Here is a 15,463-nt window from a genome sequence, read left to right on the forward strand (position 1 = left end):
CTCACGTAGGGAAACGGCGGTCGACCCATCTCCACAGGAACTCCAGGGCGGCCGCCGCCACCACCGCCACGAGCACCGCCGTCCACGGCATCGTGATCCCGACCAGCTTCAGCGCGAAGAAACTCTGCAGCGCGGGCACCACAAGCACGAACACGAACGCCGCGCCCATCGAGGCGACCAGCACCACCCGCCACCACGTATACGGCCGGGCGACGATCGCCAGGACCCACATCGAGACCAGGAAGAGCGTGAGCGTTGCCGCGCTGGTCTCCGCGTCCAACGCGCCCGGACCCGTGTAGTGGTGACGGGCCAGCAGATACGTCACGAAGGTCGCGATCCCGGCCACCAACCCGCCTGGGATCGAGTACCGCATCACCTGCCGCACGAAGTGCGGCCGGGCCCGTTCCTTGTTCGGTGCGAGCGCCAGGAAGAAGGCCGGGACGCCGATGGTGAGCGTGGACAGCAGGGTCAAGTGCCGTGGCAGGAAGGGATATTCGACCTGCCAGCACACGACCAGCACGGCCAGCAGCACCGAGTAGACGGTCTTCACCAGGAACAGCGTGGCCACCCGAGTGATGTTGCCGATGACCCGGCGCCCCTCCGCCACCACCGACGGCAGCGTGGCGAAGCTGTTGTTGAGCAGCACGATCTGCGCCACCGCACGGGTCGCCTCCGACCCCGACCCCATCGAGACGCCGATGTCGGCGTCCTTCAGCGCCAGCACGTCGTTCACACCGTCGCCGGTCATCGCGACCGTGTGCCCGTGGGACTGCAGCGCGCCGACCATGTCCCGCTTCTGCTGCGGGGTGACCCGGCCGAAGACGGTGCCCTCGTCGAGGGCGGTCGCCATCCCGTCCTTGTCGGCGGGCAGCCGCCGCGCGTCCACCGTCGTACCGCTGAGCCCGAGCTTGGCCGCAACCGCTCCGACGGACACCGCGTTGTCGCCGGAGATGACCTTGGCATGGACGTTCTGGTCGGCGAAGTAGCGCAGGGTGTCGGCGGCGTCGGGGCGCAGCCGCTGCTCCAGTACGACGAGGGCGGCGGGCCGGGCGCCCCGGGCGACGTCGGTGTCGTCGAGGTCACGGGTGGCGCGGGCCAGCAGCAGGACGCGCATGCCCTGCTCGTTGAGCCGCTCGGTCTCGGCGAGGGCGGGATCCTCGGGCGTGAGCAGGACGTCGGGCGCCCCGAGCAGCCAGGTACTGCTCTCGCCGTCGCCCTCGCTGAGGGTCGCGCCGCTGTACTTGCGGGCGGAGGAGAAGGGCAGCGACTCGACGCAGCGCCAGTCCTCGCTGTCCGGGTAGGCGTCGATGATCGCCTGGAGGGAGGCGTTGGGCCGCGGGTCCGACTCGCCGAGCGCGCCGAGGACCTGTCGTGTGTACGCCTCGTCGACGCCGTTGAGCGAGCGCAGCTCGGTGACGTCCATGCCGCCCTCGGTCAGCGTGCCGGTCTTGTCGAGGCAGACCGTGTCGACGCGGGCGAGCCCCTCGATGGCCGGCAGCTCCTGCACGAGGCACTGCTTGCGGCCCAGCCGGATGACGCCGATCGCGAAGGCGACGGAGGTGAGCAGGACGAGGCCCTCGGGGACCATGGGGACGATGCCGCCGATGGTGCGGGCGACGGCGTCCTTCAGGTGGTTGTTCTTGACGAAGAGCTGGGTGACGACCAGGCCGGTGGCGGCCGGGATCATCATCCAGGTGACGTACTTCAGGATCGTCGAGATGCCGGTGCGCAGCTCGGAGTGGACGAGCGTGAAGCGGGAGGCCTCTTCGGCGAGCTGGGCGGCGTAGGCCTCGCGTCCGACCTTCGTGGCGGTGAACGCGCCGCCGCCCGCGACGACGAAGCTGCCGGACATGATCGGGTCGCCGCGGCGTTTGACGACGGGGTCGGCCTCGCCGGTGAGCAGTGACTCGTCGATCTCCAGACTGTCGGCCTCGGCGCAGACGCCGTCCACGACGGCCTTGTCACCGGGGCCGATCTCTATGAGGTCGTCGAGGACGATCTCGTTGGTGGGGACTTCGACGGCGTTGCCGTCACGTCTGACGGTCGGCCGGGCCTCGCCGATCACGGCGAGGGAGTCGAGGGTCTTCTTCGCACGCCATTCCTGGACGATGCCGATGCCCGTGTTGGCGAGGATCACGAAGCCGAAGAGGCTGTCCTGGATCGGGGCGACGACCAGGGTGATCAGCCAGAGGACGCCGATGATCGCGTTGAAGCGGGTGAAGACGTTCGCGCGGACGATCTCGGAGATGGAACGGCTGGAGCGGACGGGTACGTCGTTGACCTGGCCGCGGGCGATGCGCCGCGCGACTTCTGTGGACGTCAGGCCGGTCGACGGTGTCGACGGCACGGGGACCGGATGCACGGGGTCGAGCTCGGCGCCGGCGTCGATATGCGTCATGCATTCGACGGTACGTGCGGATATGCGGCTTCACCTGCCGAGTGGCGGGAAGATCCGACCTGGGGAGGAGGGGAGTCGTGCGGTGGTTGTAGACCGGGGGGGGCGGTTATTCCGTTACCGTCACGCCGAGCGCCGCTGCCCTCTTGATCGCCGCGTCCCTCTTGCGGACGTACCAGATGCCGATGAGGCCCAGTCCGCCGCCGGCCAGGCAGGTCCACAGCCACCACGTGTGGCCGTGGTCGTCGAACCAGCTGTAGAACGGGAGCTGGACCAGGAAGAGGACGAACCAGACGATCGTGCCGCCGGTGATGGTGGCGACCACGGGGCCCTCCAGGGGCTCCGGCGCTTCGTGCGTGGGGGTCCACTTCGTCATGCGCACAGCTTACGAGGCCTGCCTCCGGCCTCATGGCCGAGTGGGGTCTACGCGCGGAGATAGCCAACTCTTTTTTATACGTTCATACTGAAGCCGTTTGTCTTTGGCCGCTTCCATTCGTATGAAAGTCCAACGGTGCCTGGGGGAATCCGTTGGTGTGAGGTCCCGCATGTCCACCTCGGCACCCGCCAAGGTCCCCGCACCGGAGCAACCGGGCAGCGCGCCCGCCTACGGCGCTCTCGACCGCTACTTCAAGATCTCCGAGCGGGGCAGCTCCCTGCCGCGCGAGATACGTGGCGGTTTCGCCACCTTCTTCGCGATGGCGTACATCATCGTGCTGAACCCGATCATCCTCGGCAGCGCGAAGGACATGTACGGGCATCAGCTCGACAACGGGCAACTGGTCACGGCCACCGCCGTCACCGCCGCGTTCACGACGCTGCTGATGGGCGTCATCGGCAACGTCCCGATCGCCCTCGCGGCCGGCCTCGGCGTGAACTCCGTCGTCGCCCTCCAGCTCGCCCCGCGCATGTCGTGGCCGGACGCCATGGGCATGGTCGTCCTCGCCGGCTTCGTCGTCATGCTGCTCGTCGCCACCGGGCTGCGCGAGCGCGTCATGAACGCGGTGCCGTACTCCCTGCGCAAGGCGATCTCGATCGGTATCGGCCTGTTCATCATGCTGATCGGTCTCGTCGACTCCGGCTTCGTCGGCCGTATCCCGGACGCCGCCCACACCACCGTCCCGGTCCAGCTCGGCGCCGATGGTCACCTCAATGGCTGGCCGATTCTCGTCTTCATCCTGGGCGTCCTGCTGACGTTCGCGCTGATCGTCCGCAAGGTCTCCGGCGCGATCCTCATCTCGATCGTGTCGATGACCGTGCTCGCGGTGATCATCAACGCCGTCGCCAAGGTGCCGTCCTGGGGCCTGACCACCCCGAAGTGGCCCGGCAATCCCGTCTCCACCCCGGACTTCGGACTGCTCGGCAAGGTCAGCCTCTTCGGCGGCTTCGACAAGGTCGGCGTCCTGACCGGCGTCCTGTTCGTCTTCACGGTCCTGCTGTCCTGCTTCTTCGACGCCATGGGCACGATCATGGGCGTCAGCGACGAGGCCAAGCTGACCGACGCCCAGGGCCAGATGCCCGGCATCAACAAGGTGCTGTTCGTCGACGGCATCGCCGTCGCCGCCGGTGGCGCCAGCTCCTCCTCGGCCACCACCTGCTTCGTCGAGTCGACCGCGGGTGTGGGTGAGGGCGCGCGCACCGGCTTCGCGAACGTCATCACGGGTGCCCTGTTCGCCGTGGCGCTGTTCCTGACTCCCATCGCGACGATGGTCCCGTCCCAGGCGGCCACCCCCGCGCTGGTCACGGTCGGCTTCCTGATCCTGGCCGGTTCGGTCAAGGAGATCGACTGGGCCGACTACACCGTCTCGATCCCGGCCTTCGTGACGATGGTGATGATGCCGTTCACCTACTCGATCACCAACGGCATCGGCATGGGCTTCATCACCTTCGTGGTGCTGCGCCTGGCGGCGGGCCGCGGCCGTGAGATCCCCGTACCGATGTACGCCGTCTCGGCCGTGTTCGCCTTCTACTACCTGATGCCGGCCCTGGGCCTCACGTGAGCCGGGCTCATGTGAGCCCGTAGAACTTCTCCGTCTCCTCGACGGCGGCCTGGAACCGCTCGTCGAAGTCGTCCCGAATGAGCGTCCGGATCACATAGTCCTGGACGCTCATTCCTCTTTTGGCCGCATGGCCCCGGAGCCGGTCGAGCAGCTCCCCGTCCATCCGCAGGCTGAGCACGCTGGTCCCCATGGCTACGAGGGTCGCCATCTCCGGGCGTCCGGTGTCTCACTTTCCGGAATCGGCTCACTCGTTTGGGTGATGAATGTGCCCTGCAAGCGTTGACTATGGTTCAGTGGCCCAAGTCACGGGCACCCGGCGCGTTCCCGGTGGTCTTTAGCGAGAGTAATGAGTTACTCTAAAGACATGCCGGACCTTACGCATGGCGACGACGTTGCCGCCGTGAACTCTCTCCGCTCCGCCGTGATGCGGCTGTCCCGTCGGCTCAAGCACCAGCGGGTCGACGAGTCGCTGAGCCCCACCGAGATGTCGGTGCTCGGCACTCTGTCCAACTGCGGCCAGGCCACACCGGGCGAGCTCGCCCGCAAGGAGCACGTCCAGCCGCCCTCGATGACCCGCATCGTCGCGCTGCTCGAGGCCAAGGGACTGGTCCGTCTGGAGCCGCACCCCGAGGACCGGCGCCAGAAGGTCGTCACCAGGACCGAGCAGGCCGAGGCGATGCTCGAGGAGAGCCGCCGCAAGCGCAACGCGTTCCTGGCCGGCCTCGTCGACGGCCTCGACGAGGACGAGTGGGCGAAAGTCCGCGCCGCCGCCCCCGTGCTGGAGAAGCTCGCAAACCTGTAGCCACGTGGCGCGGCGCGTTGCACATGTGCAGCCGCGCCGCGCACCAAGCCGTCGTACTGAATCGTCGTACCGAACCAAGGAGGCGAACCCACTTTGAGTACGGGATCCGGAGCAATTTCCGCCCCCGCACCGACCGCTACTACCACTCCCGTTTCCGCCAAGTCCTCGATGTTCAGCTCGCTGAGGATCAGGAACTACCGACTCTTTTTCGCCGGCCAGGTCGTCTCCAACACCGGCACCTGGATGCAGCGCATCGCCCAGGACTGGCTGGTGCTCAGCCTCACCGGCTCCTCCGCGGCCGTCGGCATCACGACAGCCCTGCAGTTCCTGCCGATGCTCCTGTTCGGCCTCTACGGCGGCGTCCTCGTCGACCGCCTCCCCAAGCGGCCCGCGCTCCTCGTCACCCAGACCTCGATGGCCGTCACCGGCCTCGTGCTCGCCGCGCTGACGCTGACCGGTCACGTCCAGGTCTGGCACGTCTACCTCGCCGCCTTCGCCGTCGGCCTCGCCACGGTCGTCGACAATCCGGCCCGCCAGTCCTTCGTCTCCGAGATGGTCGGCCCCGAGCAACTGCAGAACGCGGTCAGTCTGAACTCCGCGAACTTCCAGTCCGCCCGCCTCGTCGGCCCCGCCGTCGCGGGCGTCCTCATCACCGGCGTCGGCACCGGCTGGGCCTTCCTCTTCAACGGCCTGTCCTTCGTCGCCCCCATCGCCGGACTGCTGCTGATGCGCGCGCGTGAACTGCACGTCGTCGAGCGGGCGCCGCGCGGCAAGGGCCAGCTGCGGGAGGGCCTGCGGTACGTGGCGGGTCGCCCCGACCTGCTCTGGCCGATCGTCCTCGTCGGATTCATCGGCACCTTCGGCTTCAACTTCCCGGTGTGGCTGTCGGCCTATGCGGACAACGTCTTCCACGCCGGTGCCGGCGCCTACAGCCTCTTCAACACCCTGATGGCCGCCGGCTCGGTCACCGGAGCCCTGCTCGCCGCCCGGCGCGGCACGGCCCGGCTGAGGGTGCTCATCGCGGCGGCGGTGGCCTTCGGCACGCTGGAGATCGTCGCCGCGCTCGCCCCGTCGTACTGGCTGTTCGCGCTGCTCATGGTCCCGATAGGAATCTTCGGCCTGACGGTCAACGTCACGGCGAACACCACGGTCCAGATGGCCACCGACCCGGCCATGCGCGGACGGGTGATGGCCCTGTTCATGATGGTCTTCATGGGCGGTACGCCGCTGGGCGCCCCGGTCGTCGGCTGGATCACCGACGCCTACGGCCCCCGCGTCGGCTTCGTCCTCGGCGGTGTCGTCTCGGCCGCCGCGGCCGCCGTCATCGGCCTGTTCCTGGTCCGCGCCGGCGGCATGCGCCTCTCGGTGGCCTGGCACCACGGCCATCCGCAGGTGCGCGTGATTCCTCGCGAGCGGGAGCTGGCGACTGCGGGGTGAGCGGCTGGGGCGGGGTCAGTCGCGGGCGAGCGCAGCCGCGCGGTACGCGGTGCACCGATACGCACGGCCATTCGGACATGCCCGGCACGCGGTGGGCAGACTGGTCGCATGAGACTCTTCGCCGCCGTGCTGCCCCCCGAGGAGGTCGTTCGTGAACTGGCCTCGGAAGTCGCCGAGTTGAACAAGCTCCCCGGCTCCGACGGACTGCGCTGGACCGGCCGCCCCGGCTGGCATTTCACACTGGCGTTCTACGGCGAGGTCGACGACGGACTCGTACCGGACCTGTCGGACCGCCTGGCGCGCGCCGCGCACCGCACCGAGCCTTTCCCCCTCGCCCTCTCCGGCGGCGGCCAGTTCGGGCACGGACGGGCCCTGTGGGCGGGCGCCGAGGGCGACCTGGAGACGCTGCGGCTGCTCGCCGACCGGGCGGAGGCGGCGGCGCGGAAGGCGGGCGTGCCGATGGGGGAGCACCGTCGCTACAAGCCCCACCTCACGGTGGCGCGCAGCAAGGACTCGGTGGACGTACGGCCGTACGTCACCGCCCTCGCCGGCTTCACCAGCCGCACCTGGACCGTGGCGGACCTGGCCCTGGTCCGCAGCAACCTGCCGAGGTCCGGGGTGCCGGGGGAGCAGCCCCGCTACGAGACGGTCGCCCGCTGGGCTCTCGGCGGGGCCGGTTAGGCTCGAGTACGTGGACCCGAAAACCCGGAACCGGATCATGGCCGGTGCGCTTGTGCTGATGTTGGTCGTCGTGGTGCTGGCGGCGGTCGGAAAGTAGACCCGACCGCCGCCGGTGCTCACGCGGGCTCGGCTACCAGGCGAAGGCCTCCGGGGACGGCCCCGGACCCGGGAAGATCTCGTCCAGACCGGTCAGCAGCTCCTCGTTCAGCTCCAGCTCGACGGCCCGCAGCGCGGACTCCAGCTGCTCGGCCGTGCGCGGGCCGACGATCGGGCCCGTCACTCCGGGCCGGGTGAGCAGCCAGGCCAGCGCCGCCTCGCCGGGCTCCACCCCGTACTTGTCGAGCAGGTCCTCGTACGACTGGACCTGCGCACGGACTCCTGCGTCGGCGAGGGAGTCGGCGGCCCGTCCGGAGGCGCGCCGGCCGCCCTGCACCTCCTTCTTGATCACGCCACCGAGCAGACCGCCGTTCAGCGGCGACCACGGGATGACTCCGAGGCCGTAGTCCTGCGCGGCCGGGATGACCTCCATCTCGGCGCGACGCTCGGCGAGGTTGTAGAGGCACTGCTCACTGACCAGCCCGATGGTCCCGCCCCGGCGTGCGGCGATCTCGTTGGCCTGGGCGATCTTGTACCCGGGGAAGTTGGACGACCCGACGTAAAGGATCTTGCCCTGCTGCACCAGCACATCGATCGCCTGCCAGATCTCCTCGAAGGGAGTGCTGCGGTCGATGTGGTGGAACTGGTACAGGTCGATGTAGTCGGTCTTGAGCCGCTTCAGACTGGCGTCGACGGCCCGCCGGATGTTCAGCGCGGAGAGCTTGTCGTGGTTGGGCCACGCGTCGCCGTCGGCGGCCATGTTGCCGTACACCTTGGTGGCGAGCACGACCTTGTCGCGCCGCTCGCCGCCCTTCGCGAACCAGTTCCCGATGATCTCTTCGGTACGGCCCTTGTTCTCGCCCCAGCCGTACACATTCGCGGTGTCGAAGAAGTTGATGCCCGCGTCCAGCGCCGCGTCCATGATCGCGTGACTGTCGGCCTCGTCGGTCTGCGGACCGAAGTTCATGGTGCCGAGGACGAGTCGGCTGACCTTGAGTCCCGTGCGTCCTAGCTGCGTGTACTTCATGGTCACCCAGCCAACGACTTGGAGTGCACTCTATGCAAGCGCATGGATGGTGCGGATGAAGGTTGTCCAAGCTCATGGTGCTGGCGTCGGCCATCGCGATCCTGTCTTCAAGGACGGTCATCGTGGCGCTCCTCCCCGACTGCCCCACGGTCAGTGCAGCCGCGCAGTACAACGATACGCACCGTAATCAGGAGACGCCGGAACACGGTCAGCTTGTTCCGGCCGCGTACTGGTGTCCGATCCCCCACGCCTCCCACATCGCCCCCGCGAACGCCCCCGCCAGCTTGTGTTCGCCGTTCGCGTTCGGGTGGGTGCCGTCGTACGTGTCCATGTTGAAGTCGTACGACTCCGGTATCGACGCCAGCAGGAGTGGCGAGGTCGGCTGGTCCAGATCTGCCACTGCCTTCGCCAGCAGTTCGTTGAAGAGGGTGACCTGGGTGGCGAAGGGCGGGTCCGTCTCGACGCGGACGTTCGGGATCACCGGGAGCAGGACCATGCGTATGCGCGGCTTTGTCGTCCGCGCCTGTGCGATGAAGGCCCGCACGTTCTCCGCCGTCTGCTCGGCGTTCGTGTAGAAGCCCAGGTCGATCAGACCCAGGGAGACCAGCAACACATCCGCCCGGTGTGCGCGCGCCGCCTCGCCGATCAGCGGCGCCATGTGCAGCCAGCCCTCGCCCCAGCCGGCCAGGTGGGCGCGGGGGAACTCGGGGTCCGCGTAGGCGTACGACGTCGGGGCCTCGGCCACCTTGTCGTACAGCGTCTCGCGCGGGCCCACCAGCGTGAACGGCCCGCCGTACGTCCCGCACAGGTGTTGCCACAACCGGTAACGCCATGTGTGTTCGCCCGTGCTTCCGATCGTCATGGAGTCACCGACGGGCATGAACCTGAGCATCCGCTCATGATGGACGATCCCGGGCGCCGGTGGGATGTGAGGCCGACCACGTCCGGCCAACTACTCGGCGGGATGGCAGGCTTGGCTCATGCGTCGACCGGTCGCCCTGCTTGCCGGGGTTCTGCTCATGGGTGCCCTCGCGGTGCCCGCCTCCGCGGCCTCCACCTCCGGCGGTGACGAGGGATTCACGATCAAGGACCCGCGGATCACCGAGTCCAGCGGTCTCGCCGCCTCCCACCTGCACCCCGGCATCTACTGGACGCACAACGACAGCGACGACGGGCCGTACATCTACGCCGTCGACAGCCGCACGGGCAAGACCGTCGCCACCGTCACCCTCCGTGGCATCGGCACGCCACGGGACGTCGAGGCCATCTCCATCGGGCCCGGCAATCAGATCTACGTCGGGGACATCGGCGACAACCTCGACGGCACATGGCCCTACGTCTGGATCTACCGGCTGCCCGAGCCCAAGGTCCTCCAGGACCAGACCGTCCAGGCCACGCAGTACGTCGTGAAGTACTCCGACGGGGCCCGGAACGCCGAGTCGCTCGTCGTGCACCCGAAGACCGGGCGCGTCTACATCATCGACAAGAAGGAGAACGGCGGGCATCTGTACGAAGGCCCGGCCCAGCTCTCCTCCTCCGGCACCAACGTCTTCAAGCCCGTCGCCGCCGTCGACCTGTGGGCCACCGACGCCGCCTTCTCGCCGGACGGCAAGCAGCTCGCTGTACGCGGCTACTTCGGCGGGATCTACTACGCCTGGAACGGCGGCCGGATCGAGCGCCGGGGCCGGCTCAACGTGCCGTTGCAGGGGCAGGGCGAGTCCGTCAGCTACTCGGCCGACGGGACCAAGCTCATGTACGGCAGCGAGGGTGCCGACAGTTCCGTCGAGGCTCAGGATGCGCCGGGCGGTAGTGGCGCCTCCAAGTCGCCCTCCGCTAGCGGGGGTTCCGTCGTCGGCGGGGTGGGGGGCGGCGACACCGGTGACCGGTTCAAGGTCGGTGCTGTTGCCGTCGCAGTCGTCGCGGCCGCCTTGTTCGGGCTGCGTCGGCTGCGGCGACGGGACTGACAGGCGTCACTGCGGCGGCGCCTCGTCCGTGGTCTTCTCCTCCATCGGCCGGATCTCGTAGTGCAGCGTCGGTGTGCGCGTCAGCTTGTGTGCGAGCGGCACCAACACTCCTTGCATCACTGGGTACTTGTGGCGCAGCAGTTGCGCCGCGCGCCGGTCCTCCTGGCTGCCCTGGTCGAGCAGACGGGCCCGCGCGTGGATCTCCGGGCCGGTGGCCCTGCCGCGGAAGGTGGAGGGGGCGACTTCCACCTCCGGGTTGTTGCGGATCCGCTTGACCTTCCAGGTGCTGCCCGGTGTGCGGAAGTACGCGTGGTCGCCCTCGACCGCGATGTTCACGGGGGTGCCCACGCCCGTGCCGTCCTTCTTATGGGTGGTGAGCAGGACGGCGTACTGCCTGACGAAGGGGTCAAGTTCGGGGCTCGTGCTCGGCGTACTGGTCATGTCTTCCATACAGACACCTTCGGCCGTGCTTGTCACCCCGTCCTGCCCGGTGAAGGGCGCCCGGTGTTCACCGGGCGCCCTTCACCGTCGTACGACGTATGGATGTGATCAGAGCTTCTCGATCACGAAGTCGACGCACTTGGTCAGCGCCTCGACGTCCGCCGGGTCGACCGCCGGGAACATCGCGATGCGCAGCTGGTTGCGGCCGAGCTTGCGGTACGGCTCGGTGTCGACAATGCCGCCCGCGCGCAGCACCTTGGCGACGGCCGCCGCGTCGATCTCGTCCGCGAAGTCGATCGTGCCGATGACCTGGGAGCGCTTGGCCGGGTCGGTGACGAACGGGGTGGCGTGCTTGGACTCCTCCGCCCAGGTGTACAGGCGGGTCGAGGAGTCCTTGGTGCGGGCCGTGGACCACGCCAGGCCGCCCTGGCCGTTGAGCCATTCCAGTTGCTGGTTCAGCAGGAAGAGGGTGGCGAGGGCCGGGGTGTTGTACGTCTGGTTCTTGCGGGAGTTGTCGATCGCCGTCGGCAGCGAGAAGAACTCCGGGACGTGCCGGCCGGAGGCGTGGATCCGCTCGGCGCGCTCGATCGCGGCCGGGGAGAAGACGCCGATCCACAGGCCGCCGTCGGAGGCGAAGGACTTCTGCGGGGCGAAGTAGTAGACGTCCGTCTCGGTGACGTCGACCGGGAGGCCGCCCGCGCCGGAGGTGGCGTCCACGAGCACCAGCGAGCCCTCGTCGGCACCGGCCACGCGCTTGATCGGCATGGCGACACCGGTCGACGTCTCGTTGTGCGTGAAGGCGTAGACGTCGACGCCCGCCTCGGCCTGCGCCTCCGGGTGCGTTCCGGGGTCGGTGGCGATCACGGTCGGCTCGGCCAGCCAGGGGGCGAGCTTGGCCGCCTTGGCGAACTTGGAGGAGAACTCGCCGAAGCTGAGGTGCTGCGACTTGTTCTCGATCAGGCCGTGGGTGGCGATGTCCCAGAACGCGGTGGAGCCGCCGTTGCCGAGGACCACCTCGTAGCCGTCCGGGAGCGAGAACAGGGAGCTGATGCCCTCGCGGACCTGGCCGACCAGGTTCTTCACCGGGGCCTGACGGTGTGAGGTGCCCATGAGGGACGTGCCGGTCGCGGCGAGGGCGTCCAGCGCCTCCGTCCGCACCTTGGAGGGACCCGCGCCGAAACGTCCGTCCGCGGGCTTGATGTCAGAAGGAATCTGGATCTCAGCCACGTGTGGAGGTTAGCGGGTGGAGGAAATCTGGGCGAAACCTCGTCCGGCGGGTGAGACGGCGTTTCGCTGGTCGTCCACCAGGGGCTGCGCCCCCAGATCCCCTTCGCCCCGAACGGCCTCGTCCTCAAACGCCGGACGGGCTGATTAGCTGGACGTATGACGAATCTAGCGGCCGAACTACGCGCGGCCGTCCGGGGCGAGGTCGGCTTCGACGTCACCTCCCGGGCGCTCGTCACGATGGACGCCTCCAACTACCGGCGTGTTCCGCTCGGGGTGGTGGCGCCCCGCGACGCCGATGACGTCGCCGCCGTACTGGAGATCTGCCGGAGACACGGCGTGCCGGTGGTGGCGCGCGGCGGGGGTACGTCGATCGCCGGGCAGGCGACCGGCACCGGCGTCGTCCTGGACTTCACGCGGCACATGAACCGGCTCCTGGAACTCGACCCCGGCACACGGACGGCGGTCGTCCAGCCGGGGCTGGTCCTCGACCGGCTCCAGGAGGCCGCCGCCCCGCACGGACTGCGGTTCGGCCCGGACCCCTCCACCCACGGCCGGTGCACGCTCGGCGGCATGATCGGCAACAATTCCTGCGGCTCCCACTCGGTGGCCTGGGGGACCACGGCCGACAGTGTGCGGGAGCTGGCCGTGGTGACCGCGCGTGGAGACCGGCTGTGGCTCGGGCAGGGGTGGGCCGGGGCTCCGGAGGGGCTGCGGGCGCTGGTGGAAGGCGAGTTGGCGCTTCTGCGCACCGGGTTTCCGGACCTCCCCCGTCGTATCTCTGGGTACGCGCTGGACGCCCTGCTCCCCGAGAACGGCGCCGACGTCGCCCGCGCCTTCTGCGGTTCCGAGGGCACCCTGGGCGTGCTCACGGAGGCGGTCGTACGGCTCGTCGAGGCGCCACGCGCGCGTGCGCTCGCGGTGCTCGGGTACGCCGACGAGGGCGCGGCCGCGGAGGCCGCCGCCGGGCTGCTGCCGTACGGCCCGCTGACCGTTGAGGGCATGGCTGCCGACCTGGTGCGGTCCGCGTCCGTACTGCCCCGAGGCGGCGCCTGGCTGTTCGTGGAGACCGGCGGGGAGACGGAAGGGCAGGCACGCGCGCGTGCGGAGGCGATCGTCCGCGCGGCCGACGTCGTCGACGCGGCCGTGGTGACCGACCCGGCCGCCCAGCGCGCCCTGTGGCGCATCCGTGAGGACGCGAGTGGTACGGCGACCCGTCTGCCCGACGGAAGTGAGGCGTGGCCCGGCTGGGAGGACTGCGCGGTGCCGCTGGCCCGGCTCGGCGCGTATCTGCGGGAGTTCCGGGGCCTGCTGTCGTCGCACGGGCTGCGTGGCACGCCGTACGGCCACTTCGGCGACGGCTGCATCCACGTCCGCATCGACTTCGACCTGATGACGGAGGCGGGGATCGGGCGCTTCCGGCGCTTCTCCGAGGACCTGGCCGAACTGGTGGTGGCGCACGGCGGTTCGCTGTCCGGGGAGCACGGCGACGGACAGGCCCGCGCCGAACTGCTGCCGAAGATGTACGGCGCCCCGATGGTGGCCCTGTTCGAGCGGGTCAAGGGGCTGTGGGACCCGGACGACCTGCTCAACCCCGGCATGCTGGTCCGCCCGGCGCCCCTGGACACGAACCTCCGCTTCTCGGTCCTGCCCCGCGAACCCGTGCCGGTCGCCTTCGGCTACCCGGCCGACGGCGGCGACTTCTCGGCGGCGGTGCGCCGGTGCGTGGGGGTCGCGAAGTGCCGTACGACGCCGGCGGCCGGCGCGTCCGTGATGTGCCCGTCGTTCCGGGCGACCGGCGAGGAGGAGCACTCCACGCGCGGGCGGGCCCGGCTGCTGCACGAGATGCTCGCCGGCGACCTGGTGACGGACGGCTGGGGCTCGCCCGAGGTCCGGGACGCGCTGGACCTGTGTCTGTCCTGCAAGGGCTGCCGCTCCGACTGCCCGGTCGGCGTCGACATGGCCACGTACAAGGCGGAGTTCCTTCACCACCATTACGCCGGGCGGCGGCGACCGGCCGCGCACTATGCGCTGGGATGGCTGCCGGTGTGGCTGCGCTGGGTGGCGCGGACCCGCACGGCGGCGCTCGTCAACGGGCTTGCCTCGGTACGGCCGTTGGCGTCCGTGGCGAGGCGCCTGGGCGGGATCGCGCCTGAGCGGGAGATCCCACGGCTGGCGCGGGAGCCGTTCAGCCGCTGGTGGCGCAGGCGCCGCCTGGAAGGCGCCGACGGTGACCTGGTCGTCCTGTGGCCGGACACCTTCACCGAGCACCTCTCGCCCTCGGTGGGCCAGGCGGCCGTACGCGTACTGGAAGCGGCCGGACTGAAGGTGGCTCTGCCGCCGACCCTGCACCTGTCCGCACCACCGATCGGCGCCGGAAGGTCGGCAGCGGCGGACCCGCTCCGGGCCCTGGCCCGCCGGAACCGGGTCTGCTGCGGACTGACATACGTCTCCACCGGCCAACTCGACCGCGCCCGTGCGGTGTTGCGCCGCACCCTCGATCTGATGGGACCGGTACTGGAGGCCGGGGCTCCCGTCGTCGTCCTTGAACCCAGCTGTGCGGCCGCCCTGCGCACCGACCTGCCCGAGCTGCTGCACGACGACCCGCGCGCGGCCCGGCTGGCCTCGGCGGTCGTCACCTTCGCCGAGGCGCTCGAGCGGTACGCCCCCGACTGGACCCCGCCCGCCGTGAACCGTCCCGTCACCGGCCAGACCCACTGCCACCAGCACGCGGTCCTGGGCGACGAGGCCGACCGCCGCCTGCGCCGAGCGGCGGGCCTGACCGGCGACCTGACAGGCGGCTGCTGCGGCCTCGCGGGCAACTTCGGCTTCGAGAACGGGCACTACGAGGTGTCGGCGGCCTGCGCGGAGGAACAGCTCCTTCCGGCGGTACGGGAGGCGCCCGACGGCACGGTGATCCTGGCGGACGGGTTCTCCTGCCGTACGCAGCTGGAGCAGCTGGCGGGGGTGCGAGGGCGGCACCTGGCGGAGGTACTGGCGGCGGCGCTGGAATCGGATGGCCGTCTTCCCTGAGGACGTTCTCAGGTTTTTCAAGTAATTCCCAGTAATCCTCAGGGGATTCACAGCGGCTCTTTGCGCTTTTTGGTCGTTCGGGTGGGTGGACGGCGTGTACGTTTCTTGGTGTCGGGTTCCGGACGCGGAATTCGGCACCACATGAAGCAACACAAGTAAAGCGCGAATCAAGGAGACGGAAATGAGCCTCAAGAAGCTCGCCCCGCTGCCCCCGAAGCCCAAGTCGAAGCAGCTTCCTCCGCCGCCGAAGCCGAAGGCGAAGAAGAAGCACCAGCCGAAGCCGCTGCCCAAGCCGGTGGCCGGCCAGGACCGCTGAGCCGACTGATCGGGACATGAAAAGGGGCCGACGGAGCGCCGTCGGCCCCT

At 69.5% G+C, this 15,463-nt stretch carries 14 protein-coding genes; 7 read left to right on the forward strand and 7 right to left on the reverse strand.

Translation table 11 applies throughout. From position 1 onward, the window contains the following. Position 1: 1 nt before the first annotated feature. The gene (locus tag ACFYXB_RS28930; RefSeq protein ID WP_389587297.1) at positions 2-2,398 is read right to left on the reverse strand and encodes an HAD-IC family P-type ATPase; all 2,397 of its coding nucleotides are present in this window, start codon (positions 2,396-2,398) and stop codon (positions 2-4) included. Positions 2,399-2,504: 106 nt separating this feature from the next. Next, entirely contained in the window at positions 2,505-2,771 is a 267-nt protein-coding gene (locus tag ACFYXB_RS28935; protein ID WP_351345760.1) for a DUF2530 domain-containing protein, read from the reverse strand. A 169-nt stretch (positions 2,772-2,940) separates the two neighbouring features. Between ACFYXB_RS28935 and ACFYXB_RS28940 the strand changes: the two genes are divergently transcribed. Beyond that, positions 2,941-4,392, forward strand: coding sequence for an NCS2 family permease (locus ACFYXB_RS28940; RefSeq protein ID WP_351345757.1), 1,452 nt, complete (start codon positions 2,941-2,943; stop codon positions 4,390-4,392). A 7-nt stretch (positions 4,393-4,399) separates the two neighbouring features. Here the strand turns inward: ACFYXB_RS28940 and ACFYXB_RS28945 are convergent, their stop codons facing one another. After that, positions 4,400-4,600 (reverse strand): ribbon-helix-helix protein, CopG family, encoded by a 201-nt coding sequence (locus tag ACFYXB_RS28945; protein ID WP_389587300.1) that lies wholly within the window; start codon positions 4,598-4,600, stop codon positions 4,400-4,402. 156 nt (positions 4,601-4,756) lie between these two features. Here ACFYXB_RS28945 and ACFYXB_RS28950 point away from each other — a divergent pair, with 156 nt between their 5' ends. The 3 genes from ACFYXB_RS28950 (at position 4,757) to thpR (ending at position 7,312) form a co-directional block, all read left to right on the forward strand. Beyond that, on the forward strand, positions 4,757-5,194 hold the full coding sequence (locus ACFYXB_RS28950) for a MarR family winged helix-turn-helix transcriptional regulator (RefSeq protein ID WP_389587302.1): 438 nt from the start codon (positions 4,757-4,759) through the stop codon (positions 5,192-5,194). Between the two features lie 93 nt (positions 5,195-5,287). Beyond that, positions 5,288-6,631, forward strand: a complete 1,344-nt coding sequence (locus ACFYXB_RS28955; protein WP_389587304.1) for an MFS transporter — start codon at positions 5,288-5,290, stop codon at positions 6,629-6,631. A gap of 108 nt (positions 6,632-6,739) precedes the next feature. After that, positions 6,740-7,312 (forward strand): RNA 2',3'-cyclic phosphodiesterase, encoded by a 573-nt coding sequence (thpR, locus tag ACFYXB_RS28960; protein WP_389587306.1) that lies wholly within the window; start codon positions 6,740-6,742, stop codon positions 7,310-7,312. Between the two features lie 130 nt (positions 7,313-7,442). Here the strand turns inward: thpR and ACFYXB_RS28965 are convergent, their stop codons facing one another. After that, on the reverse strand, positions 7,443-8,435 hold the full coding sequence (locus tag ACFYXB_RS28965; RefSeq protein WP_351345742.1) for an aldo/keto reductase: 993 nt from the start codon (positions 8,433-8,435) through the stop codon (positions 7,443-7,445). Positions 8,436-8,643: 208 nt separating this feature from the next. Then, positions 8,644-9,327: an SGNH/GDSL hydrolase family protein gene (locus tag ACFYXB_RS28970; protein WP_351345733.1), complete on the reverse strand. Its 684-nt coding sequence runs from the start codon at positions 9,325-9,327 to the stop codon at positions 8,644-8,646. Positions 9,328-9,415: 88 nt separating this feature from the next. Here ACFYXB_RS28970 and ACFYXB_RS28975 point away from each other — a divergent pair, with 88 nt between their 5' ends. Beyond that, positions 9,416-10,399 carry a WD40 repeat domain-containing protein gene (locus ACFYXB_RS28975; RefSeq protein WP_389587309.1) on the forward strand — a complete coding sequence of 328 codons (984 nt, stop codon included), beginning with the start codon at positions 9,416-9,418 and terminating at the stop codon, positions 10,397-10,399. Between the two features lie 6 nt (positions 10,400-10,405). Here ACFYXB_RS28975 and ACFYXB_RS28980 read toward each other — a convergent pair whose 3' ends face one another. After that, the gene (locus tag ACFYXB_RS28980) at positions 10,406-10,840 is read right to left on the reverse strand and encodes a PPOX class F420-dependent oxidoreductase (RefSeq protein ID WP_389587311.1); all 435 of its coding nucleotides are present in this window, start codon (positions 10,838-10,840) and stop codon (positions 10,406-10,408) included. 108 nt (positions 10,841-10,948) lie between these two features. Next, positions 10,949-12,067, reverse strand: coding sequence for a phosphoserine transaminase (serC, locus tag ACFYXB_RS28985; protein ID WP_389587313.1), 1,119 nt, complete (start codon positions 12,065-12,067; stop codon positions 10,949-10,951). Positions 12,068-12,223: 156 nt separating this feature from the next. Between serC and ACFYXB_RS28990 the strand changes: the two genes are divergently transcribed. Next, the gene (locus tag ACFYXB_RS28990) at positions 12,224-15,097 is read left to right on the forward strand and encodes an FAD-binding and (Fe-S)-binding domain-containing protein (RefSeq protein ID WP_389587315.1); all 2,874 of its coding nucleotides are present in this window, start codon (positions 12,224-12,226) and stop codon (positions 15,095-15,097) included. A 181-nt stretch (positions 15,098-15,278) separates the two neighbouring features. Further along, positions 15,279-15,413: a hypothetical protein gene (locus ACFYXB_RS28995; RefSeq protein ID WP_389587317.1), complete on the forward strand. Its 135-nt coding sequence runs from the start codon at positions 15,279-15,281 to the stop codon at positions 15,411-15,413. Positions 15,414-15,463: the final 50 nt, after the last annotated feature.

It is taken from the genome of Streptomyces sp. NPDC002619 (assembly GCF_042889305.1).
GTDB lineage: Bacteria > Actinomycetota > Actinomycetes > Streptomycetales > Streptomycetaceae > Streptomyces.